Below are 22852 nucleotides of genomic sequence, written 5' to 3' on the forward strand. Positions count from 1 at the left end.
GAGTAAGTGCACTGCTTCTTAATCCAAGCTACTACCTTTGAATGCAACTCAGTACTAGCTAGCAATATTAGCTAGCAATACTATCAGATTCACTTTCTAAAGCCTCCTGTTCTGTTTCAAATATTTCAAAAACTGTATCCATCATGGTGACTTCAAACACCAATTTTGCTTCTGGATGTACATTACAAATGCGAAAACTGCCCTTAACTTTATCAGCATCGCGCATTCCAGCGACTAAAGAGGTCAGACCGGAACTATCTATGAAATTGATTTGACCGAGATTCACTACAAGATGACGACTGAGTTTAGAAATACACTCTTGCAACTTCAGACGAAATTGCCAAGCAGTAGTAATATCCAAGCGACCAGTCGGTGTTAAAACGGTAACAGTTTTCCCCTCTTGGGTAGTATAAGTTTTTTGATCTATGTAATATATCACTGAACTTTCCCTTGACACTCCTCTATAAAGAGACTACGGTATAGTTTCCTCTTCACAGGATAAAAGCCAAAACCCTTGTTTTTGCGACTCTTCTCCTCGTTTTTACTACTGGAATAAGTTCCAGACTGAGTGAGGAACCCAAACCTGCGACAAGTTTATCGATGCTGTAGCTTATGATTTAAAAGCTACAACATCAACTGTCATATTTATTGCTAAGTGCTTCTCTTTAGTAGTCTAACTCACTAAAGAAGTAGTGAGTGCTGAATACTGAGTGTAGAATTTTCGTATTTAGCTTCTCAAGGGAATTTGGAGTTGCAGATGATTAATACTTCACTTCTTGGAACTCATGATTTCGGACTACTCGGTATCCAGTTTACCCAGTCTTGAGGTTTGAGGAAGATTTCGTACAACTCGGCTTCAGGAGAGTTTGGTTCAGGTTGATAACCGTATTCCCAGCGGACCAAGGGTGGTAGAGACATCAGAATTGACTCAGTGCGTCCGTTGGTTTGCAATCCAAAAATCGTCCCTCGGTCATACACCAAGTTGAATTCTACATACCTTCCCCGGCGATACAGTTGAAAATTTCGTTCGCGATCGCCATATTCCATTTTGTGTCGCTTTTCAACAATTGGTACATAAGCTGGTAAAAAGGCGTAACCACATTCTTGTGCAAAAGCAAACAGTTCTTCCCAACTGCGTGGTTCTAGTGTACCGACTTGGTTACTGTAACTAGCTGCAGGACCATCATTCTCAGGACCGCGATACAAGGAACCCCGACCTTCTTGGTAATCAAAAAACAGTCCGCCAACACCCCGCGTTTCTCCACGGTGTTTTAAGTAGAAGTATTCATCACACCAGCGCTTAAACACCGGGTAATATTCTGGGTGATGAGCATCACACGCTTGCTTTAGTGTTTTATGGAAATGGACTGCATCTTCGGCAAAGGGGTAATAAGGCGTTAAATCTACACCGCCACCGAACCACCACACTGGACCGGCCTCAAAGTAGCGATAATTGAGGTGAACAGTTGGTACATACGGACTACGTGGATGTAACACCATTGAGGTGCCTGTGGCATAAAAACCGTGCCCTGCTGCCTCTGGGCGCTGGGCTAAAATTGAAGGTGGTAGATGAGAACCCCAAACTTCCGAAAAACCGACCCCAGCTTGCTCAAATATTGCACCCTCACGTAGAATGCGCGATCGCCCTCCGCCTCCTTCTGGGCGTTCCCACGTATCTTCTTGAAATTTCCCTACACCATCCAGTTCTGCCAACGTTTGAGTGATTTTATCTTGCAATTGTTTCATGAACTGACTAACTCTGGCTTTGGCGTCAGTTGGTAGAGTTTGAGTAGATTCTGCCCGCATTGTTGGAGTTTGGGAGTTGATGACCATAGACTCAAGAACCATTTATTACAATTTTGGTAAAAGCAAGAATTTTTCAACTGAAAATTTCTGAGCAACTGACACCAGAAAGCAGGCTAAAATTGCCCAATCAAAATATAGTCAAGCATTAATCACAACTGACGCACCTGACTACAGATAGTTATTTTCCCTCAAATGGGTGTGTACTTGTGCTTTTATTGATTTTTTTCAAGTTGTTTATGTTTATGTAAAGTTTTAGGATGGACACAACACTCTGGCAAATAAGTCTATAAGCACTTTTTACCTAGGAAATTTCAACTTCTGTCCAAAGAATAATTTCTGACCACATTAGCAGGGGGCGCTGATTGATATATATAAGGAAAGTTGTTTTTCGCCCAGAGGATTTCTGATCTGGCCGTCACTAACCAAGTAGTTTCACAAGAGCACTATGTTAATTTTTTTTTTGCTGCCCAAATTAACACGCTAGAGTGATAATCGAGTTATGAGCCAGGATTTGAAAATAATGCACGATGGATTTTCCATGAGCAGAGACTTCCCCGAAAGGCGAACGTATATTAATGTCCCCGGACTCAAAGAGCGTATTTGTTAATCAAAGTTAATGAAAAAGTCTGAGTTACACTTCACTCATCAAATTAGCATATATATGAAATGGCGACTTACTATGCTGAGGACAATTTTGAAAAAATTTAATGCAAGGGCTGAAGGCAAATGCTGACCATGCCAGAGTTTCCAAAAAGGTGTAGCGAGGAGAAATAGGAAAATGGGATCTTGGTTATCCAAATTCGTCCAGCGCAAACGTCGTCGGTTTTGCCTTTCTCTAGTGCGGACTTACCAAGAAATCAGTTCTGCTTCTGTGGATGAACTTTGGCAAAAAGTGGTTGATATAGCAGATGTTTCTTGGCATCCATTATTCAAAAGCACTAACGTTCCATATGGATTAGTACCCAAACCTGGACTCATCTATCAAGCGGTTACACGCTTGTCGCCAATTCCGATTCGCATTTTTGTAGAACGCGTCAATCCTAGGGAATTACTGAGTGTCAGAGTACTAGCAATTCCAGGTGTAGAAGAACGGGTGACTTATAAAGTAGAATCTACAGTCTGTGGCACTTGTTTGTCATATTCTGTAACGTTACGTGGTTGGTTGTCGCCCTTAATCTGGTCTTTTTCTCGTCCTTACGCAGATCGCGTAGCACGAGCCTTAGTCCAAGCAGTTGAGGAAGCAACATTACAAGCGGTATCCAGAAAACGAAAATCTCTCAAAGATGGTTGTTTTGATTGTTAGTCATGAGTCATTAGTCATTAGTCATGAGTCATGAGTAAAAGAACGACTGAGTTTGGACTCACCGACTACAGATTACTGCCTATTGACTTAAGACTGTGAAAAATTAAGAGTCACTAAAAGTTAAGATTCTAGTAGATAACAAAACGTTTTGTTAAAAATTATTGCAATCGAAAGACTAAAAACATTATGTATGATGTCCTTGATACTCGTTCAGTCCTAAAAGTGTTGCAACCAGTGCAAGACCCAGAACTTCGCAAAAGTCTGGTAGATCTGAACATGATTCGCAACGTCAAAATTGAGGGAGGCAAGGTTAGCTTTACCTTAGTGTTGACAACACCTGCCTGTCCTTTGCGTGAATTTATTGTGGAAGATTGCCAAAAAGCCGTGAAACAGCTTCCAGGAGTCAAAGAGGTATCTGTGGAAGTAACAGCCGAAACACCGCAACAGAAAACTTTAAGCGATCGCACTGGTATTGCTGGAGTTAAGAATATCATTGCAGTTTCCAGTGGCAAAGGAGGCGTTGGCAAAAGTACGGTTGCTGTAAATGTCGCAGTTGCTTTGGCTCAAACAGGGGCGAAGGTTGGTTTACTAGATGCTGATATCTATGGTCCTAACGATCCCACTATGCTAGGACTGGGTGAAGCCGAGATGGTAGTGCGTTCAACAGACAAAGGCGAAATTCTGGAACCTGCTTTCAATTACGGCGTCAAATTAGTCTCAATGGGGTTTTTAATCGACCGGGATCAGCCAGTCATTTGGCGTGGACCAATGCTTAATGGAGTGATTCGCCAGTTTCTCTACCAAGTGGAATGGGGAGAAATAGACTATCTGATTGTGGATATGCCACCTGGAACAGGCGATGCTCAACTCACGTTAGCGCAAGCAGTGCCAATGGTGGGAGCAGTTATTGTTACCACACCCCAAAATGTAGCACTGCTGGATTCTCGAAAGGGCTTGCGAATGTTCCAGCAGATGAATGTGCCCATCATAGGAATAGTAGAAAATATGAGCTATTTTATTCCACCAGATATGCCAGATAAGCAGTATGACATTTTTGGTTCCGGCGGTGGTTCCAAGACAGCCGCTGAGTTAGGAGTGCCATTGCTGGGGTGCGTACCACTGGAGATTTCTACTAGAATTGGTGGTGACAAAGGTGTACCAGTGGTTGTTGCTGAACCAGAATCGCCTAGTGCCCAAGCATTAAAGGCGATCGCCCTGACAATTGCTGGCAAAGTATCAGTTGCTGCTTTGACATAACTTGACAAAAAATTCAAATTTTTGCCTGGTTGGAGTTGCTCAGTCTAGAATACAGATTTTAGGTTATTTTAATTTAAAATCTCATACTTAAAGTGTAAACGCATACAATGTTGGCAAAACGTTCGCTTCCCAGAGTTAGTTGGAAGTTCTGGGTCAAACCTTGGCATCAAGTAGATTTATTGTTATTTTGTTTACCAATTGCTCTCACCATATTTGGCGGTATCATGATCCGCAGTACGGAGTTGAATCAGGGACTCACTGATTGGTGGTGGCACTGGCTCATGGGAGGCATTGGCTTAATTATTGCCCTATTTATTGCTAGAAGCCGTTACGAAAATTTGATTCACTTGCACTGGATCACTTACGGCATCACCAACTTTAGCCTAATTGCTGTGATGGTAGTTGGTCAAAGTGCTAAAGGAGCACAACGGTGGATTAACATTGCTGGTATTGCGGTACAACCTTCAGAATTTGCCAAACTAGGATTAATTATTACCCTAGCTGCACTGTTACACAAGCGCACTGCTTCTAATCTTGATAATGTCTTCAGGGCTTTAGCAATCACTGCTGTGCCTTGGGGATTGGTCTTCTTACAGCCAGATTTGGCAACATCATTGGTTTTTGGTTCGATTGTCTTGGGAATGTTGTATTGGGCAAATGCCCATCCTGGCTGGTTAATACTACTAATCTCTCCGATTATTGCAGGGATTTTGTTCAGCATATCTTGGCCGTTATCTGAACAACCGATAGTTTTGTTTAATCAACTATCTCTAACAGCCTTAGGGTTAATCTGGTCAGCTACTATGGGACTGGTTGGATTTTTAACTCTGCCTAGGAAACAAAACGTCATCGGCGGTATAGGCGCGATCGCTCTTAACCTTTTGGGTGGTGAATTAGGTATCTTTGCCTGGAATCATGTTTTGAAGGAGTATCAAAAAAACCGACTGACTGTATTCATGAATCCTGAACACGATCCTCTAAACGCGGGATATCACCTTATTCAATCGCGCATTGCCATTGGTGCTGGTGAATGGTGGGGATGGGGTCTTTTCAAAGGTCCTATGACACAATTAAATTTTGTCCCTGAACAGCATACAGACTTTATCTTTTCCGCTGTAGGTGAAGAATTTGGTTTTATTGGCTGTCTAGTCGTATTGGTTATCTTCTGCTTCATTTGTCAGCGGCTATTACATGTTGCCCAAACTGCCAAAGATAACTTTGGCTCTTTGGTCGCTGCAGGCGTTTTGTCTATGATTGTGTTTCAGATGATTGTTAACATTGGTATGACCGTTGGTTTAGCACCAGTCGCAGGGATTCCCCTTCCTTGGATGAGTTATGGTCGTTCAGCAATGCTAACAAACTTCATTGCCTTGGGGCTGGTAGAATCGGTCGCAAATTTTCGGCAACGGCAGAAGTATTAGTTGTTGAAACTCAGCCCAAAGCAGCGACTGTCTGTCCCACTTCTTGTAGGAGTGGGTTTTATTAACCCAAATTATAGTGGTTAATCAATAGCATGAGTAAATAGTACTAATACAAACGTAGCTTAAGAAAGATTAAGCTATTAACAGGAAACAACCAAGGGAAAAGATGATGATCTTACCAGGAGCAACTGTTCGCGTCAAAAATCCACAAGACACCTACTATCGTTTTGAAGGACTTGTGCAACGCCTGAGTGATGGCAAAGTTGCTGTCCTGTTTGAAGGTGGAAACTGGGATAAACTCGTTACCTTTCGCCTCTCGGAATTAGAAGTTGTAGAAACCACAGCAGGACGTAAGAAAGCGAAATAGTCATTAGTCGTTAGTCATTAGTCATTAGTTAAACAACCTTGCACCTGTTAGTCAGGAGGAGGTAGCGCTATGGGGAGCCAGCGCCCTTCGGGTATCTCCTGCCCAGACGCTACCTTGTAACTCCCAAAGGGACACACTTGCGCTTACGCAGTCGCCTTTGTCGGGAGACAAGGACTTCGCCGTGCTGTCTTACCGTGCACAGGTTCGCTCCGTTGAGGCGACTGGTATCGGGTTTCGCGACTTGTGGACGCCCTCTAGGTAGCTTCGTGTAACGTGGCGACTGTCGCCTCCTGGCTAAGGGCTTTGTTAAGCTAAGTGAATTTTTGATTGAGTGGTCAACAACACACTGGCGCTTTGTTGACCTTACTAATTGCCTTCTGACTTGTGATCCCTTGGGGGTTCGCCAGTCGCTCATGGGGAGCCAGTACTGTTCAAAGCAGCGTGGCACTTTGTGCCATAGTCCTGGTTTCCCTCTCCTGACCCAGACGCTACTTTGAACACGCTTGTTCTGGCGTTGGAAACCCCCAACCCCAAGACCGCCCTGGCTCACTTCTGGCTTGGGAATTGGTAAATTCTTCTTTTTGAATTGCTTATGCGCCTTCCTTTACCACAGTTTGATAGAAGCGATCGCCATCCGAATCATATCGCGGAGGTTATCGAAACTTCTAGTTGCGAATTTTTAGCTCAGTGTTTGGAACCCGACGATTTGAGCTTTCCCTCTATGCCGAGCTTTGGCAGCTGGGTACGTTCAGTTGATGAGGAGTCAGGCAATCAAATTTATGCTGTGGTGTATTCTGCAACAACTATGCCTGTGGATTCCGTACATCGGGCAGTTGCTCTAGGATTGTCACTGCAGGACTTGCGAGAGGAACAACCCCAGATATTTGCTATGCTAAAAACAGAGTTTCGTGCTGCAATTGTAGGATTTGAGCAATCACCAGATGCTCATGTTTCAAATACTAGGGTATTTCAGTATCTGCCTCCTCGTCCCCCACAAGTTCATCAAGCGGTTTTCCGATGTGAAAGCGAAGCAATTATTAAGTTTACCGAAGAATTAGATTTTTTGCGAACACTACTTTCTATCAATGGTGCTCCTGTAGAATCTTTAACTGCAGCTGCCATTCGAGAGGTTTATCAGTTACGCAAAGCTGATCGACAATGGATAATCAAAGCCGGACGTACCTTGAGCGTATTGCTTAAAGATGACTACGATCGCTTACGGTTCATATTGAGCCAGATCCATCCATAGATAGTTAGTTCTTAGATCATCGTTTTGGTAGTCTAGCTAAGGTTTTTTGATTTTTTCATTAGGGTGACTTTTGCAATTGAATAGATTCAGCGATTACGCTTAAGTAATCAAAGTTTCACTATGCCCACTTCTGCGTCCTACCTATGGAACTCATCTTACAAGTTCTTGCGTTGGAACCAACTTCCCAAATTTTCGCCAAGGAACCAATCGTTCCCTTTGCGATTTTACTGGTAGTTATTTTAGTCGTGCCTATCGTATTTGAGCGGTTGCAACTACCAGGATTAGTAGGTTTGCTAGTTTCCGGAGTCGTGCTTGGTCCTTACGGCTGGAATTTATTAAACACAGAATCAGCGATGATGCCTGTGCTATCAAACATTGGGTTAGTTTACTTAATGTTTGTCGCAGGGTTAGAAATAGATATACAGCAGTTTCGTCGCACAAAAAATCAATCGTTGGGATTTGGCAGCTTGAGCTTTTTGGTTCCTTTAGTCGTGGGAACTTTTATTGGACGGTTTTTTGACTTTGAGTGGAATTCGTCAATATTAATTGGCTCTTTGTTCGCATCTCATACCCTTTTGGCATATCCCATTCTTAGTCGTTTGGGTGTAGTCAATAATGAAGCCATAAGTGTTTCTATTGGGGCTAGTATTGTTACTGATCTTGCTGCCTTGTTAGTGTTAGCCATCTGTGTAGCAATCAAAGATGGATCATTCAGCTTTGGGCGGCTGATAACATTAATAACTTTATTAACACTCTACTCAATTGTCGTTTTAGTAGGTTTTGATTGGGCAGGTAAACAATTTTTTCGCCGTTCTGGTGATGAAGAGGGCAATCAGTTTTTGTTTGTGTTACTCTGTGTTTTTCTTGCTACTGTGGGAGCACAATTGATTGGAGTAGAAAAAATTGTTGGAGCCTTTTTAGCAGGGTTGGCTGTTAATGAAACTGTGGGAGAAGGTCCAGTTAAAGAAAAGGTCGTGTTTGTTGGGAGTGTATTGTTTATTCCCATCTTCTTTGTTAACGTTGGCTTGCTCGTTAATGTGCCTGCCTTTTTACAAAGCATTGATACCCTTGAGCTAACATTTTTTATTATTATCGGTTTAGTAGCAAGCAAATTTATCGCTGCTTATTTGGTAAAACTTATTTATCGCTACAACTGGCAAGAAACGCTTACAATGTGGTCGCTGTCTGTACCTCAAGTGGGTGCAACGTTAGGAGCAACCATTATGGGATATCAAGCTAAGCTGCTTGATGATAGGATATTGAGTAGCGTTATCGTCCTTATGCTCATCACTTCAACCTTGGGACTATTCATAACCAGTCGAGTCGCTGTAGGTTTGACGAACTCAGGAATGAAAGACATAGGGACTGTCAATCTGACTTACCAGAACCAAGAAGAAAACGATAGCTCATACAGTATAGTAGTTCCTGTCCACAATCCCCAAACACAACAGCACCTGATTGAAATGGCGGCGCTATTGGCACGACAGTCTCATGGCAGAATTATACCACTAGCGATCGCAACCGCTTTTGCTCATATGGATGCACCCCAATTAGACGCTTCTGTGCAAAGAAGTCACCGCTTACTGGCAAAAGCCACCGCACTGAGTAAAGTCTTGGGAGTCGAAGCAGAACCATTGCTAAGAATTGACGATGCTTTTGCCCAAGGAATTAGTAGGGCTTCGCGAGAACAAAAAGCTAGTTTGATTATCATGGGTTGGGGTAAACGTACTGGATTCAAAGCACGTTTATTTGGTAATGTAATTGATAACGTTTTGTGGGCATCCCATTGTCCAGTAGCAGTCACACGTCTGGTAGAATCACCAAAAAAATTTCAGCGCATCTTGGTACCACTGGAAAATTTGATGACACCTTCATTGCAGCCTGTAAAATTTGCACAGATTTTAGCAGATGCAAATCAAGCCCAAGTTACCGTATTAAATGTCTGCGAACGACGTACTAGTTCAAGTAAGATTGCTTGGAGGCGATCGCAATTATCTCTACTGATTTCTAGATTAGCACTGCAAAATCCACCAGAAATCCAAATCATACCTCATGAGAATACTGCTCAAGCGATTTTGCAAGCAGCACGATTATATGACTTAGTTGTATTACCTTTTATACGTAATCGCACTGTTCCAGGAGGATTAGCTATTAGCGATGTCACAACTCAATTAGCTAAGCAACTCACCTGTTCAATTGTTATGCTAGGAGAACCTCAACGTACTCAAGATATTATTGTACAAACTGAAGTCACTAGTAGTACCACAGCTGCTATGTCAGAAGGAATTGTGTAATTCAACATGGTTATATAGGACTGGTTTGGTTTATGAACAAACTCGTTGAGGTAGAGAACTCTTAACGCTTAACACAAACTGTACTGACTTGCGTTCAAAAATCTGCGGAGGAATCGTATATGTCGATAGAGTTCAGTTAATCAGAAGAGTTTTTTTAAACTTTTGACTGTGATCCTTAAAGAACCCCTTAAAAATCGTCGGTTTCACCTAGATATGTATAAAACTGATAGATATTATATTTTTTTCTCTATCATATAGCAACTTGGTATTAATTCAAAGAACGAAAACTTCAGCAAGCCCCATAACCTATAAAACTTACTTTTCCTACTTTTCCCGCCTATTCACAATACTGGAAAATGAAACGAAAAAGTTTTCCTCTTCTATGAGCAACAACGCAGAACACAAAACTCAGAATCCAATACGGTTCAGTTAAGAAATTTATCTGTTGATACCAAGTTTCATTCATACAGGTAATCTTCTTTTTTCTTCCTTAGCGCTCTGTGCGCGAAGGCGCACGCACTCGCGTTCGCGTCTATGTCCTATGGACACGCTGAGTCGCAAAGCGACACGCTGCGCGAACGCTAACGTGGTTCGTTTATGAAATTATCTCTTTGAACGCAACTTAGTATGAGGTAGGTAGAGGAAGTAGAGGGAGTCAAATGTATCAGGATTTTTGTGAAAGGGTATTAATTGAAAAATTGAGGAATCAAAGACTGTGGACATGAGCATAGATTATAACCTCTCCACTCAGTTGTACAGAATTCACACGCTATATAAGGTAAAGCTTGTTTTAGTTAGCTGATTTAGTTCTTTTATGGTTAAAATTTAACCGGCTTTACGTAAGTAAAAACTTTGAATATCTACGAAAAACTTTATATTTTTAAAGATTCGGTAAAATATTGCGAAACAGCTTACATTTTTGCGATGATTTTGCTATTTTTCTAGTGTAAACAAAGGTATTTGTGACTTACAATCAAAAAAATTGAAGCAAAAAGATGCAAAGATAACAAAAAAGCATTTATGGGTAAACTGCTAAGTTTAACAAAACCTTATCAATGAGACACTAGTAGTGTACTTTGGTTTCAAGGCTGGGTCATCTGAAGACAAGCGCAATCACTACTGCAAATATCTGTAAGTAATTGGGGAACTATGAGAATTTTGGTAACGGGCGGTGCTGGGTTTATTGGCTCCCATCTAATCGACCGATTAATAGCTGGTGGGCACGATATCCTTTGCTTGGATAACTTTTACACAGGGCACAAAGGGAACATACTCAAATGGTTAGATCATCCTTCCTTTGAAATGATCCGCCATGACATTACTGAACCGATTCGCTTGGAAGTTGATCAAATTTACCATCTGGCTTGTCCAGCCTCCCCAGTACATTACCAGTACAACCCCGTGAAAACAGTCAAAACTAACGTTATGGGGACGTTAAATATGCTGGGGTTGGCTAAACGTGTGAAGGCACGGTTTTTGTTGGCTTCTACGAGTGAAGTCTACGGTGATCCAGAAATTCATCCTCAAAGCGAAGAATACTGGGGTAACGTTAATCCTATTGGAATTCGCTCATGTTATGACGAAGGCAAAAGAATTGCTGAGACTTTGACATTTGATTATTACAGACAAAATAAAGTCGATGTTCGGGTAGCCCGCATATTTAACACTTATGGGCCTCGAATGCTAGAAAACGATGGTCGAGTTGTCAGCAACTTTGTCGTTCAAGCGTTGCGGGGTATTCCTTTAACCGTTTATGGAGAGGGTTTGCAAACCCGTAGTTTTTGTTACGTATCAGATTTGGTAGACGGACTGATACGACTGATGAATAACGAATACGTTGGTCCCGTCAATTTGGGAAATCCTGATGAGTATACGATTTTAGAATTGGCGAAAGCAGTACAAGATTTGGTGAACCCCGACGCACAGATCAAGTTTGAACCATTACCTTCTGACGATCCACGTCGCCGCCGTCCCGACATTACAAGGGCAAAAACTTGGTTAAATTGGGAACCTAGCATTCCTTTGCAACAGGGGTTAAAGCTGACTATAGAAGATTTCCGCGAGCGTGTGGCGCCCCGTAACTCCTAGCCCTCGAACGAAAGGAAACCCCTTGATGCAACAAGGGCGATATCTCCTGAGTTGTTATTGGGTGAGTTTGATACTCAGGACTTCAAAACGGAAAATATCTTGTAAAAAATTAACCCCTAAAAGTGAGGAATAGCAAAAAATGCGTGTTTGCGTCATCGGTACTGGTTATGTAGGTCTGGTCACAGGTGCATGTTTAGCTCACATCGGGCATGATGTTGTTTGTATAGATAACAACGAAGAGAAAGTCAAAATAATGAAGTCGGGGCAGTCGCCTATCTTTGAACCTGGACTATCAGACATTATGCAATCTGCGATTAATACAGGTAAGATTGAGTTCTCAACAGACTTAGCTGCAGGAGTAGCCCACGGGGAAATTTTATTTATTGCCGTGGGAACACCACCTTTACCAACAGGGGAGAGCGATACCCGCTACGTTGAAGCAGTTGCCCGTGGTATTGGTGCCCATTTAGACGGTGGGTACAAGGTGATTGTGAATAAATCTACAGTGCCCATTGGTTCAGGAGACTGGGTGCGGATGATTGTTTTAGATGGCATTGCCGAACGCCAAAATACACTCATCACCGCAGGTGGAGCGCCAAGCTACGATAACTTAGCTGAGACAACAGCAAAATTTGATGTCGTTAGTAATCCAGAGTTTTTACGGGAAGGGTCGGCGGTGTCTGATACGTTTAATCCTGACCGTATCGTCTTAGGAGGCAACAGTCCCAGAGCGATCGCCATGATGCAAGAACTGTATGCCCCGATTGTTGAGCGCAAATTTGCAGCTGATCCATCTCTACCCCCAGTACCAGTGCTGGTAACAGACTTGAGTTCAGCGGAGATGATTAAATATGCTGCTAATGCTTTTTTGGCAACTAAAATTAGTTTTATAAACGAAGTTGCAAATATTTGCGATCGCGTTGGTGCTGACGTCACTCAAGTGGCAAAAGGTATCGGTTTAGATTCCCGTATTGGTAACAAGTTCTTAAACGCTGGTATTGGTTGGGGTGGTTCTTGCTTCCCCAAAGATGTTTCTGCACTTATTCACACCGCCGATGATTACGGTTACGAGACACAATTGCTCAAAGCTGCTGTGAGTGTCAATGAACGCCAGCGGTTACTTGCAATTGAAAAACTCCAGCAAACCCTGAAAATTCTTAAAGGTAAAACTGTGGGATTGCTGGGTTTAACCTTTAAGCCTGATACCGATGATATGCGGGATGCTCCAGCACTTAATGTTATTGAGCAGTTGAATAGATTGGGAGCAAGAGTTAAAGCATATGATCCAATTGTTTCTCAAACAGGTATGCGTCATGGTCTTTCTGGTGTGCTGGTAGAAACGGATGCTGAAAGACTTGCTGATGGGTGTGATGCCTTGGTGCTTGTGACAGAATGGCAGCAGTTCAAAAACTTGGAATACGCAAAAATGGCACAGTTGATGAGCCACCCTGTGATGATTGACGGTCGTAATTTCCTTGATCCCGAGATGATGATTAGAGCAGGTTTCCAGTACGTAGGTATTGGTCGTTAACTCAACACTTAATTTCTCGTTCCCAGGCTGTGCCTGGGATCGCTATTTTGGAGACTCTGCGTCCAGCAGATGAAGATAAATGAAAATCAGGGATTTTTGGGAATACGCTCAATTTCTGCATAACCACTAAAAATGAGCCGTTCACCCTCTGTTTCTAAACGATTAAGACGCATTTTCACCCCATCTAAGTCAAAGCGGTCTAAATCCACCATATTATCTAAAATTTCCACCAGCGCCAGACTCAAGGTTTGTGAGATTTCCTTTTGTGCTTCGCTTACCTCGTTAAGATCAATTTCTGGGTTTTTAAAACTAACACGTCGCCGTCGTTCAATACCTATAGTGACAGTCATATTCAGGGGTACAAGTGTACCGTTGTTTAAATCTGCCTTGGCTAAAATTCGCAATCGGTTTTGAGGCAATAACTTTACTTCGACTTCGGGAAAAGAGACTGGTTGACCGCCAGATAACGCTGTCAGTGCTGGTGTAGTAAGATTTTCTAAGCGCTTTGTCACCAATTCTGCTTTAAAAGATTGGTTGATGCCTGCTTCTAGTAAGGTAACTTGAGCAATAGCCTGAGTCGGTTGCTTTAGGCGCAGCTTACCGCTTAAAACTGAGCTAAAATCAATGGCAACGGCATCAGTTTCTACAAAAAGTTCCTCAGCTGCGAATTGTCTGCGGATAACTAAGCCACGACCTTTCATTGTGAAGCTATCGATGCTGCCCTGCAAAAGTTTACTTGAAGGATTGCAGCGAACAGAGACTTCCACTGACTCGCTTTGAGAGAACAAGTGGCGAATCGTTTGGCTGGCGACAGTGTTGAGCATCCGCTCGCCCCAGTCAGCGCCTTTAGGATCTGTTAAACCAGTAAGTCCGCCTAGCATTCTAGTTTAAGTTTATAGAAGTTCTCTGTACTTTTGTAACAAATTGTGGATGATTAAGCAAGTTTATAAAGATTGAATTGTTAGCGATACGCCCAGGAGTCTCAGCCCTTTGGGCGATCGCCTTCTGGCTCATTCCCCCAGCAGGTCTTTTATTAATGTCAAGCTTCTTGCTCCCTGGTGATCCTGCGCAAGCTGGCTGGTGGTCTTACCCGCCCATTAGTATCCAAAATTTATCGGTCAGTAGCGATCGCCTCCTCTGGAATTCCTTTAGTCAGCATTTTCGTCTGGTTGGATAAGTTGCGGCGATATTTACCGAATTGGCTGCAGCGCTTCCTAACCGATAGGTGGGGGAAGCGCTGATGACGAGCATGGCAAAACGTTGTTTGGTTTCACTGTACTGCGCGAGCGTGCAAAGTATTTTTGCATTTTTACCATAAAGCGTAAATTTTTTTAACTGTCTGCTTAACGATTTACAACTCATAAAATATCTAGCTGTGGAACACAGCTGGATATTTTATTTTTTCTTATCTTCCTTAACTGTCTTATCTGTCCTAATAATTTTTTAACTGTCTGCTTAACTGTCTTATCTGTCCTTTATATCTTCCTTATGTGTATGATATGATGAGCACAAAATAATACATCATAATATACGTAAAAAAACCAGCTACTATACTGCTTTTTGAGTGGTTCTTATCCAGATGAGGCGCTGATTGATCTAATGTGGTGTGTTATTTTTTACGGGTGTTGTCTATGCGCTTCGCCACATCTAACCCAAGTTGCAAACACATAATGGAGATTAAGTATGTCTGTCGCAGCACCTCAAGATTTGTTAGATAGAAAATTCGATGTTTGTTTTACTCACGCCGATATCGACGGTAACGGTTTTTTTGAATGGGAAGATGTACTCGCTCTGGCCACTCGTATTGCTGATTGTCTCGGCGAGCCTAAGGACAGTCCCAAAGGACAAAAACTGTTCCAGACGTTTACAGACTTTTGGACTTATGTACAAGCCAAGATGGATGTCGATAACGATGGCAAAGTGAGTCCAGAGGAGTGGCGCAATGGCTTACGCAATGCATTCGCCAAAGACCCCGAAGCTTATAAAGCAGGCTTCCGTCCCCTCGCGGAAGCGACCTTCAAAGTCTGCGACCGAGATGGTGACGGTTCCCTCGAACAAAGTGAGTTCGCCAAATTTCACGAAGCCTTTGGCTGTAAGTCGGCAAACAGCGAGCTAGCCTTCCAGAAGCTCGACAGTGACGGCGACGGAGAGCTTACGGTCGATGAACTCCTGAGCGCGTGGGAGGAATACTACACCAGCAACGACCCAAATGCGCGAGGCAACTGGCTGTACGGTGACGTTTGGGACGAAACCGTGGTAGTAGGTAGCAAGATAATAAGATAACCGGGAGCGGGGACGCCGTTGCCAGACTGACGCGAAGATCGCTCGTCTTGTCTCGGTCGGCGTCTAAATAAATATTTTTTGACTGTCTTAACTGTCCTTGTATTCTTAATTAAGAGTCTGACATGTTAAAAAATGTAACAACTAATTTCTTTTGAATAGTATAGTTTTTAAGCTGATAGTTTATGAGTTCTGAAATTTTAGATACTTCCATCCCACAGCAAGTGAGTAGTGTTGTAGTTGTTGAGGAGCCAGAAAGGATTTGTGATACAGATCATGGGTATGTTCGAGGCTGGGGTGTAACTGAAGAAACTGTCGGCTCAAAGCACCTTAGTATGGCTCACGGGGTAATTCCTCCAGGAGCAGGTGCAACCCCACACTATCATCCTTTTGAGACTGCGATATACATTATTACAGGAACGTGTAGAGTTTTATTAGGTGTTGAAAATAATAGATTTGTAGATATAAAAGCAGGTGATTTCCTATATATTCCAACTGGTGTCGTGCATTGCCCGGTTAATTCTGGGCAGGAAGTGATGGAATATATCGTTGCCCGAAGTTCGTCACAAGAGATTTGTCTTTATCATGACCAAAAATATAGCTCATCTTAACCTTAGAGACTTCCAAAAAATAAAACATCCCGTTTTATATAATGCTAATCATTAATATAAGCACTGACTAACATAAGAAACATTTCAGCATTATATGGCGATCGCACTGATGTTTGGCGTCCAAGCCGTTGACCTTCGCACACATGTAATTGCTGGTCATTACGATGCACGTGTGTGCCTTTCCCCCGCTACTGTAGAATTATACACGGCAGTTCGCAAGGTCGTTGCACAGCCACCAACTTCCACCCGTCCATACATTTGGGATGATCATGACCAGTTCTTTGATGAGCATATTGCTCTGATTTCATCTGATATAGCTGCTGGTGGTTTAATTGTGCAAGCGGTTGAAAATATCTTGTCGGGGTAAAAGTAGCTGTAGGAGCCTGCAATAAAAAACGTTCAATATGCAGCTATGACTACGCCACGCAAGCTATCAGATAGGATTGGTGTAAGTACTTAATATTCCCAGGTTTGACTGCAGTTGATATTATTAATAATACTATCTCAATTATTTGACATTCATGTTCAAAAAATGAATATACTAATTGTTCTGGCTGAAGTCGTCTCTTTAATAGTTATTTTTTTCCTGTTTAACTTCCTGATTGGAATCATTTTCAAGCAGTTGATTAAGGTTTCTTGGCTTCAAGGGAGATCTGCAAATATTACTTTCCTGCGCCGAAATGTCAGCAGACTTTTGATTTTGATTTGTGTGGTGCTGTGTCTTGCGCTGATTGGTATGAATGGGGTGGTGATTTATCGAGGCGGAAACGTCAAGGAATTTCAACTTAACTTCGTTCGCAGTATTCCCACTCAATTCTGGGTCAATATCTTCACGGCAACCTTGAAAAGTCTGAGCTTACTGATGCTGGTTAAATTCAGCATACCACCCTTACAGCGAGGTATAGACTCGGTCTGCGATTACGCCAAGAGCGCTGATCAAATAAAAGCTAATGATGATAGTACTGAGGCTTTTTTTAAAGTCTTAAAAAACATCATCACTAATAGCATTTGGATATCATCTGCTCTCCTATGCGCTAAATTTTTTAACCTTCCAGAAGTCGTTCCCAAATATCTTTACATTGCCTTAAAAATCTATATCATCATCACAGTTGGTTTACTCATTGTCAAAGCCGTTGCTACTATCGTTGACACCCTTGATGCTCTTAGTCTTAAATACTCCAGTTCTAACAATCTACTCCGTTTATACGAGCGTTTACGCCATTTAATTCCACTCTTCAAAAAATGTTTGGAATACGTCCTTTATGTCGGCATAGTAAATCTCGTTGTTCCAGAAATAGAGTTTATCGCTTGGCTCGGTACTTATACCCCCAAAATTGTTCAGATGATTGGGGTTTTCTTTCTCAGCAATGTTTTGATTCAAGTCGCCTACTTCATCCTTGATGAATTCTACCTAAGAACTACAGATTCAGATGACTCAAACCGACAGAAACGGCTGACGCTCATTCCCTTAATACGGAGTTTCACCAAATATTTTATCTACTTCACTGCCGGAGTTACCATACTCAAGGTCATTGGCATTGATCCTGCGCCTATCTTAGCAGGTGCAGGGATTGTGGGTATAGCAGTTGGTCTTGGAGCACAAAATCTCATTAATGATGTCGTTTGTGGATTTTTGATTCTGTTTGAAAACTATTACTTGGTGGGTGACTATATCGAAGCTGGGAAAATGGAAGAAAGACCTGTCGAGGGGATTGTGGAGGCGATTGAATTAAGAACAACTCAGATTCGACATCCTGATGGTCAATTACAGATTATTCGTAATGGGGATATTGGATCAATTATCAACTATTCTAAGCAGTATATATATGCAAGAGTGGAAGTTAGCGTTTCCTATGACTCCAATTTAGATCACGTCTACAGAGTCGTTGAGAACATAGGACAAAAGCTAAAGGCAGATGATCACGATGTTCTCGAACCCACGCGAGTCGCTGGGATAGAACATTTTGGGCAGGATAACCTGTTGCTTCTGACACTGACGAAAGTAAAACCAGGAAAACACCTTAATATCCAGCGTGTTCTCCGCAAGATATTAAAAGAAACTTTTAGGCAGGAAGAGATTGAAATTTTTGGTTTTTCCAAGGATTGATAAGTGTAGTTGCCCATGAACTCACCATCTGTATTGCAGTTTGGTCACTATTTTTATCGCCGCTAGCCCCTTTGAGGGGCGCTACGCAAACGCGACGAGGGTGTAAGGGTGTAAGGGTGTAAGGGTTAAGGCGCGAAGGTTTCCAGTGCTTTCCATAACTTTAAACTTCTTCGGAAGTTGAATTGATGGAAACTTAAACTCATCCAACCGCCCTAAACTCGAAATGGTCTTCTAAACTTCTTCGGAAGTTGAATTCATAGAAACATAAAATTAGCTTGTCATGTTTCATCCTCAGCTAAAGTAATCAGTGCATCATCAAAAGTCAAATTTAGTGGCTTATCTAAACTTGGTACTAAGTCAATCCCAAAATTTTGATTTTTATTTTGAGCTAGTGCGCTAATTTTTACACCAAGACACAATTCGTCACGTTCTTGTGCAGCTTTTACACAGTCAGCGAAAGTCAACCTACCAAGTTCTTTGCTTGAGAAGTAAAGCGATATCGGCTTGATATACAGTTCACTCCCGTCTATTGAAAACAAATCCTCATAGATTGACATCACACTAGGCTCTTGAGATACCTGAGCGAGAATTTTAGAAACAAATTGGTTAGTAAGGATAAAGTCTTTAACACCTGCTTTAATGACTAGATCGGTGTCTTGTGAGTCAATTATTTCTGCAATTAATTCGGTGGTGACTTGGTTTTTGGTTTCGGCGGTATATTCTCGGAAAATTTGCCGCAGTTCTAACAAAATGGTGAGGGTTTTAGCATCAATTTCTTCTGAGTTTTCTCCTCTACCTGCCAAAATTGAGATGCTGTTATATTCATACGGTTTGAGGCGAAGAAGCTGCTCAACTGAGTCTAGATTAACTTGCAGAGCATCCATCTTAATGTCTGAGTAACTTTCGGCAATAATATCAAATTCAGCTTTCACTTGTGATGTTAAATCTTGTACCACCAGATTAACCTCGGAACCTGAAATTAGATATTTAGCATATTCACTTAGGGTAATAGGAGTTTTGCCATTCCAACCAATAATAAGATGTTTTTCAGGTTTTCGCTCTAGGGTTTTGCAACAGTCACCATAGTTAAAATTATTAGGTTGCACGACAGGTTGTGAATGAAACTGGATACTTGAGTCATCTTCTGCCAGAATGATAACTTCATCACTTTCAAGTAACTGGTAATCTTTGCTTGGTTTTATTGTTAGGGTGGCATTTGCATGACGCAGACCTACGGGTATACCATTTGAAAAATGAAATGGTAATTCTCCAAAATTCACGCTATACCAGCCTTTTTCTGGACGATAGAAATAGAATTCGTTACCTTCAAAACCCACCAAGTTTAAGTAAACTGCCGCTAGTCCTACACTCCGCGAAGTCTGAACTAAAATCCGAGCCAAAATATCAGCTTCATTGAGAGTGGTAACTGCTCCTGGAGCAATATTTTCCGCGAGTCGCCGATATTGGTGCGAGTGTAATTCTACAACAATAGATGGCAGGGAGTCCTCTTCGTTAGCTGCCAACACTGCCAAGACTGCTTTGACAACCCGTGCATCTGCTAAAGTCTTCACTTCATCAGGATCTGAAGTTTTGGCATCATTCAAAATGATTACCGATTTAGCAACTTTTATTCCAACTTTATTTAATTCATTTAAATTAGTGATTGATCCATTACGAGTCACCACTCGTGTGGTTTTAAGCTCGCCAAGATTATTTCTCAGGAAATTATCCATCTCCTCTTTCTCTTGTTTAGAGAGGATAACAACTACTGCATCTGGTTCTGATTCATTACCAACTACTAACTCTTGAATAATATCTATAACTCTGTCGGTAAAGCCTAGAATAAGTGTATGATTTTCTTCTATAACTGGACTTTGACCCTGACGCAATATCTGAAGTCTTGATTCAAATTCTTGGGTAATGAAAGCTACTAGGCTGGAGAACAAAACTAAACCAAGAAAAATTGTGACCACACCAATAATCTTAGTCGCTAAATTGGCATTGTCTCCTGTGTCTCTAAGCCCAATAAGCTGTACAAATACCTCCCAATATAACTCTGAACTACTTTCTATATCTTTGTTGGGAAACAACAATTCAGATATATAACGAACAATTGTCATGACAACAAAAGTTCCAAAAAATAAGGACAACAATGCCAGAAATACTGACAATCCCCCCTTAGACATAAAATTGTCGAAATTGTACTGTAGGCGCTTCTGCCAAGAAACTTGATTTTTAAAATCTCTGTTAGTATTGCTAGTCAATTTTACTCCTAACCTTTATCAGTAATTGTTAGTAATCGGTAATCGGTAATTGGATGAGGTATGAGTCATTACCTATTACCACATTAGCAGTTACCAAATACTTATCGCGTGCAATCAATACGTGTTAATTATACTTCAACTGAGTTGAACGACTTTCTCGCGAAGCGAGCTATTTTTATCTACAGTATGATATTTGCGATCCGATCGCCTTTAAGCACCTTATTACCCAAAGTTTCTACTTTGAGTCCGCCTGTTGCCGGAGGAATAAGCTTGGCAAAACAAGGGCGATGCTTCACATATAGACCAAAGATATTTTATTAAGGACTAATTTTTGAAAGTGGAAATTTTAGGTAAAATGTTCTCAACGGCATATACTGACTCTACTTGATGCTGAATGTGCTTCCCTAAAACCATTAACGATAAATTATTCAGGTAATGTGGGTTATGAACCTGAAAAGTCTAACTTATTCGGTATTTGCTAAACCTCTTATTTATATAATACTGGGGTTTTTATCTGTTATTGATACATTACCATTAGTACTAGCCGATACTACAGAACCGCCAAAAAATAATACTGATTCTGTTATTACTGACCATAGCCTCTCAGCGTTACCCCAGAGTCATAGGAGATTACAGAACAATTTTATACTAGCACAAATAGGCGATCGGGACGATCAAGAGCGATCGCGCCTCATTCAAGAAGCAAATGTTTTTTATGGTCAGGGGAACTTTGCAGCTGCAGAGGAACATTTACGTAAGTTAATTAAAAAATTTCCCAAAGATGCTTTTGCACACTATCAACTAGGGAATGTCCTTTATCAACAAGAGAAAGCTGAAGAAGCAATTGGTGAATACAAACAAGCAATTCGTTTTAATTCAAGCTATGCTCTTGCTCATAATGCGATGGGCATTGCTCTTGCTAGCCAAACTCGCTGGGAAGAAGCTATTGCAGAGTTTCAAAAAGCACTAAAAATTAACCCAGAATATGCCGATGCACTAGCAAGTTTAGGACAAGTGCTGTGGCAAAAAGGCAACCGAGATGAGGCGTTAACATCTGTGAACAAAGCTTTGAATATTTTTAAGGCACAAAATAGACCTGATAAAGTTTACCAAGTTCAACAGCTTTTACAGAAGATGAAAACAACCGAAGATCCTTCTGTGTCGTAAAAAAACTCTTTGGCGCAGATGCCAAAGAGCTTGAGAATAAGACTTGCTAGAGTTTTATAGGCGCAGCAAATTCAAATTATGCTTTGTCTACATCAAACAACTGGACTCTAGACTAGTCTTTTTTGCAGAACAACCAGCGAGTGCAAGCTTATATCATGTCCGGATAAACACTTATAACAAACGAGGTACCTCACCCCTTCCCCTCTCCTTATGAAGGGGATGGAGGTACTGAGCTTCGCTGAACGTCTGAACGGGAACAGGGAATAAGAATGTACAAATGTACTTTGTTTTTAAGCGCAGAGCGCAGGCACTTTCACACAAATGAAATAGGACTGCTATAACTGATAACTGATAACTGATAAAGGAAACTGAATATGAAGGTGTTGAAACCAGCAAAAGTAAAGATAGCCAGTGGAATTTGTACATCTTTATTTTTGACTTTTGCTCTCGGTACACCTTTAGCCAGTGCTGCCAATACCGCTGGTGACTATCGACAATTAGGGCTTTTGTATCGTCAACAAGGACGGCTACCTGAAGCAATTACCGCAATGCAAAAATCTGTGGAACTCGAACCCAAAAATCTTATGGGACGAGTTAATTTGGGTTGGACATTGCATTTAGCAGGAAAAGAACAACAAGCAGCACAATCTTTATGGCAAGCAATATATCAAAAGCCTACCTTTGTTCCTGCGTACAATGCTTTGGGAATTGTCTATCTGGTTGATAGCAACTTAACAGCAGCAGTTCTAGTTCATACTTTGGCAGCAATTCTCAAGCCAGATAATGAAATTGCCTATTTTAACTTAAGTTTAGCGTTGGATAGATTACAAATTTATAACTTAGCTATTCTAACTGCCAACCGTGCTGCTATTCTTGAACCAAATAATCCTCACCCTTTAGTTGCGAGTGCGATCGCCTATTGGGATAGTGGTGCTCAAAATACCGCCAAAAAAGTTTATACCAAAGCTATTTACCTAGATTCCCGGTATAGCGATAGAACTTTTTTGGTTAATCTCAAGCAAGCCGCTTTTAGTCAAGACCAAATAAAAAAAACAGAGTTAATACTGAATTTTAAGGTGAATTAACATACACTATAACAGCTAAAAC

19 protein-coding genes are annotated in these 22852 nt (G+C 41.5%); 15 read left to right on the forward strand and 4 right to left on the reverse strand.

All coding sequences use genetic code 11. The annotated features are described in order from the left end of the window. Nucleotides 1-67 precede the first annotated feature (67 nt). Both DP114_RS11540 and hemF read right to left on the reverse strand, forming a co-directional pair. Nucleotides 68-436: an STAS domain-containing protein gene (locus DP114_RS11540; protein WP_169264404.1), complete on the reverse strand. Its 369-nt coding sequence runs from the start codon at nucleotides 434-436 to the stop codon at nucleotides 68-70. 347 nt (nucleotides 437-783) lie between these two features. After that, nucleotides 784-1833, reverse strand: a complete 1050-nt coding sequence (gene hemF / locus DP114_RS11545) for an oxygen-dependent coproporphyrinogen oxidase (RefSeq protein ID WP_171978167.1) — start codon at nucleotides 1831-1833, stop codon at nucleotides 784-786. Nucleotides 1834-2584: 751 nt separating this feature from the next. Here hemF and DP114_RS11550 point away from each other — a divergent pair. The 8 genes from DP114_RS11550 (at nucleotide 2585) to DP114_RS11585 (ending at nucleotide 13316) form a co-directional block, all read left to right on the forward strand. Continuing rightward, nucleotides 2585-3109 (forward strand): SRPBCC family protein, encoded by a 525-nt coding sequence (locus DP114_RS11550; RefSeq protein WP_169264368.1) that lies wholly within the window; start codon nucleotides 2585-2587, stop codon nucleotides 3107-3109. Between the two features lie 186 nt (nucleotides 3110-3295). Next, entirely contained in the window at nucleotides 3296-4366 is a 1071-nt protein-coding gene (locus DP114_RS11555) for an Mrp/NBP35 family ATP-binding protein (RefSeq protein ID WP_169264369.1), read from the forward strand. Nucleotides 4367-4473: 107 nt separating this feature from the next. Next, a complete protein-coding gene (rodA, locus tag DP114_RS11560; RefSeq protein ID WP_169264370.1) occupies nucleotides 4474-5787 on the forward strand; it encodes a rod shape-determining protein RodA in 1314 nt (437 codons plus the stop codon). Nucleotides 5788-5956: 169 nt separating this feature from the next. Then, the gene (locus DP114_RS11565) at nucleotides 5957-6154 is read left to right on the forward strand and encodes an NAD(P)H dehydrogenase subunit NdhS (RefSeq protein ID WP_169264406.1); all 198 of its coding nucleotides are present in this window, start codon (nucleotides 5957-5959) and stop codon (nucleotides 6152-6154) included. Nucleotides 6155-6746: 592 nt separating this feature from the next. Then, a complete protein-coding gene (locus DP114_RS11570; RefSeq protein ID WP_169264371.1) occupies nucleotides 6747-7403 on the forward strand; it encodes an HAS-barrel domain-containing protein in 657 nt (218 codons plus the stop codon). A gap of 143 nt (nucleotides 7404-7546) precedes the next feature. Further along, nucleotides 7547-9697 (forward strand): cation:proton antiporter domain-containing protein, encoded by a 2151-nt coding sequence (locus DP114_RS11575; RefSeq protein ID WP_171976135.1) that lies wholly within the window; start codon nucleotides 7547-7549, stop codon nucleotides 9695-9697. A gap of 1149 nt (nucleotides 9698-10846) precedes the next feature. Next, complete coding sequence (locus tag DP114_RS11580) at nucleotides 10847-11785, forward strand: UDP-glucuronic acid decarboxylase family protein (RefSeq protein WP_169264373.1); 939 nt, start codon at nucleotides 10847-10849, stop codon at nucleotides 11783-11785. 139 nt (nucleotides 11786-11924) lie between these two features. Continuing rightward, nucleotides 11925-13316: a UDP-glucose dehydrogenase family protein gene (locus DP114_RS11585; protein ID WP_171976136.1), complete on the forward strand. Its 1392-nt coding sequence runs from the start codon at nucleotides 11925-11927 to the stop codon at nucleotides 13314-13316. A gap of 86 nt (nucleotides 13317-13402) precedes the next feature. On the opposite strand, the gene DP114_RS11590 is transcribed toward DP114_RS11585, so the two are convergent. Continuing rightward, nucleotides 13403-14197 (reverse strand): LmeA family phospholipid-binding protein, encoded by a 795-nt coding sequence (locus DP114_RS11590; protein ID WP_171976137.1) that lies wholly within the window; start codon nucleotides 14195-14197, stop codon nucleotides 13403-13405. A 77-nt stretch (nucleotides 14198-14274) separates the two neighbouring features. Between DP114_RS11590 and DP114_RS11595 the strand changes: the two genes are divergently transcribed. The 5 genes from DP114_RS11595 (at nucleotide 14275) to DP114_RS11615 (ending at nucleotide 18314) form a co-directional block, all read left to right on the forward strand. Further along, nucleotides 14275-14493, forward strand: coding sequence for a hypothetical protein (locus DP114_RS11595; protein WP_169264358.1), 219 nt, complete (start codon nucleotides 14275-14277; stop codon nucleotides 14491-14493). A gap of 506 nt (nucleotides 14494-14999) precedes the next feature. Then, nucleotides 15000-15599 carry an EF-hand domain-containing protein gene (locus DP114_RS11600; protein WP_169264376.1) on the forward strand — a complete coding sequence of 200 codons (600 nt, stop codon included), beginning with the start codon at nucleotides 15000-15002 and terminating at the stop codon, nucleotides 15597-15599. A 182-nt stretch (nucleotides 15600-15781) separates the two neighbouring features. Further along, entirely contained in the window at nucleotides 15782-16207 is a 426-nt protein-coding gene (locus tag DP114_RS11605) for a cupin domain-containing protein (protein ID WP_169264377.1), read from the forward strand. 94 nt (nucleotides 16208-16301) lie between these two features. Next, a complete protein-coding gene (locus DP114_RS11610) occupies nucleotides 16302-16574 on the forward strand; it encodes a hypothetical protein (protein WP_246163122.1) in 273 nt (90 codons plus the stop codon). A gap of 165 nt (nucleotides 16575-16739) precedes the next feature. After that, nucleotides 16740-18314, forward strand: a complete 1575-nt coding sequence (locus DP114_RS11615; protein ID WP_171976138.1) for a mechanosensitive ion channel family protein — start codon at nucleotides 16740-16742, stop codon at nucleotides 18312-18314. A 278-nt stretch (nucleotides 18315-18592) separates the two neighbouring features. Here DP114_RS11615 and DP114_RS11620 read toward each other — a convergent pair whose 3' ends face one another. Further along, entirely contained in the window at nucleotides 18593-20578 is a 1986-nt protein-coding gene (locus DP114_RS11620; protein WP_216669991.1) for a CASTOR/POLLUX-related putative ion channel, read from the reverse strand. Nucleotides 20579-21022: 444 nt separating this feature from the next. Here DP114_RS11620 and DP114_RS11625 point away from each other — a divergent pair, with 444 nt between their 5' ends. Together DP114_RS11625 and DP114_RS11630 are read left to right on the forward strand one after the other, a co-directional pair. After that, on the forward strand, nucleotides 21023-21745 hold the full coding sequence (locus DP114_RS11625; RefSeq protein WP_171976139.1) for a tetratricopeptide repeat protein: 723 nt from the start codon (nucleotides 21023-21025) through the stop codon (nucleotides 21743-21745). Nucleotides 21746-22119: 374 nt separating this feature from the next. Then, the gene (locus DP114_RS11630) at nucleotides 22120-22830 is read left to right on the forward strand and encodes a tetratricopeptide repeat protein (RefSeq protein ID WP_171976140.1); all 711 of its coding nucleotides are present in this window, start codon (nucleotides 22120-22122) and stop codon (nucleotides 22828-22830) included. The last annotated feature ends 22 nt before the right edge of the window (nucleotides 22831-22852 follow it).

Origin of the sequence: Brasilonema sennae CENA114, from assembly GCF_006968745.1 — a bacterium.
GTDB lineage: Bacteria > Cyanobacteriota > Cyanobacteriia > Cyanobacteriales > Nostocaceae > Brasilonema > Brasilonema sennae.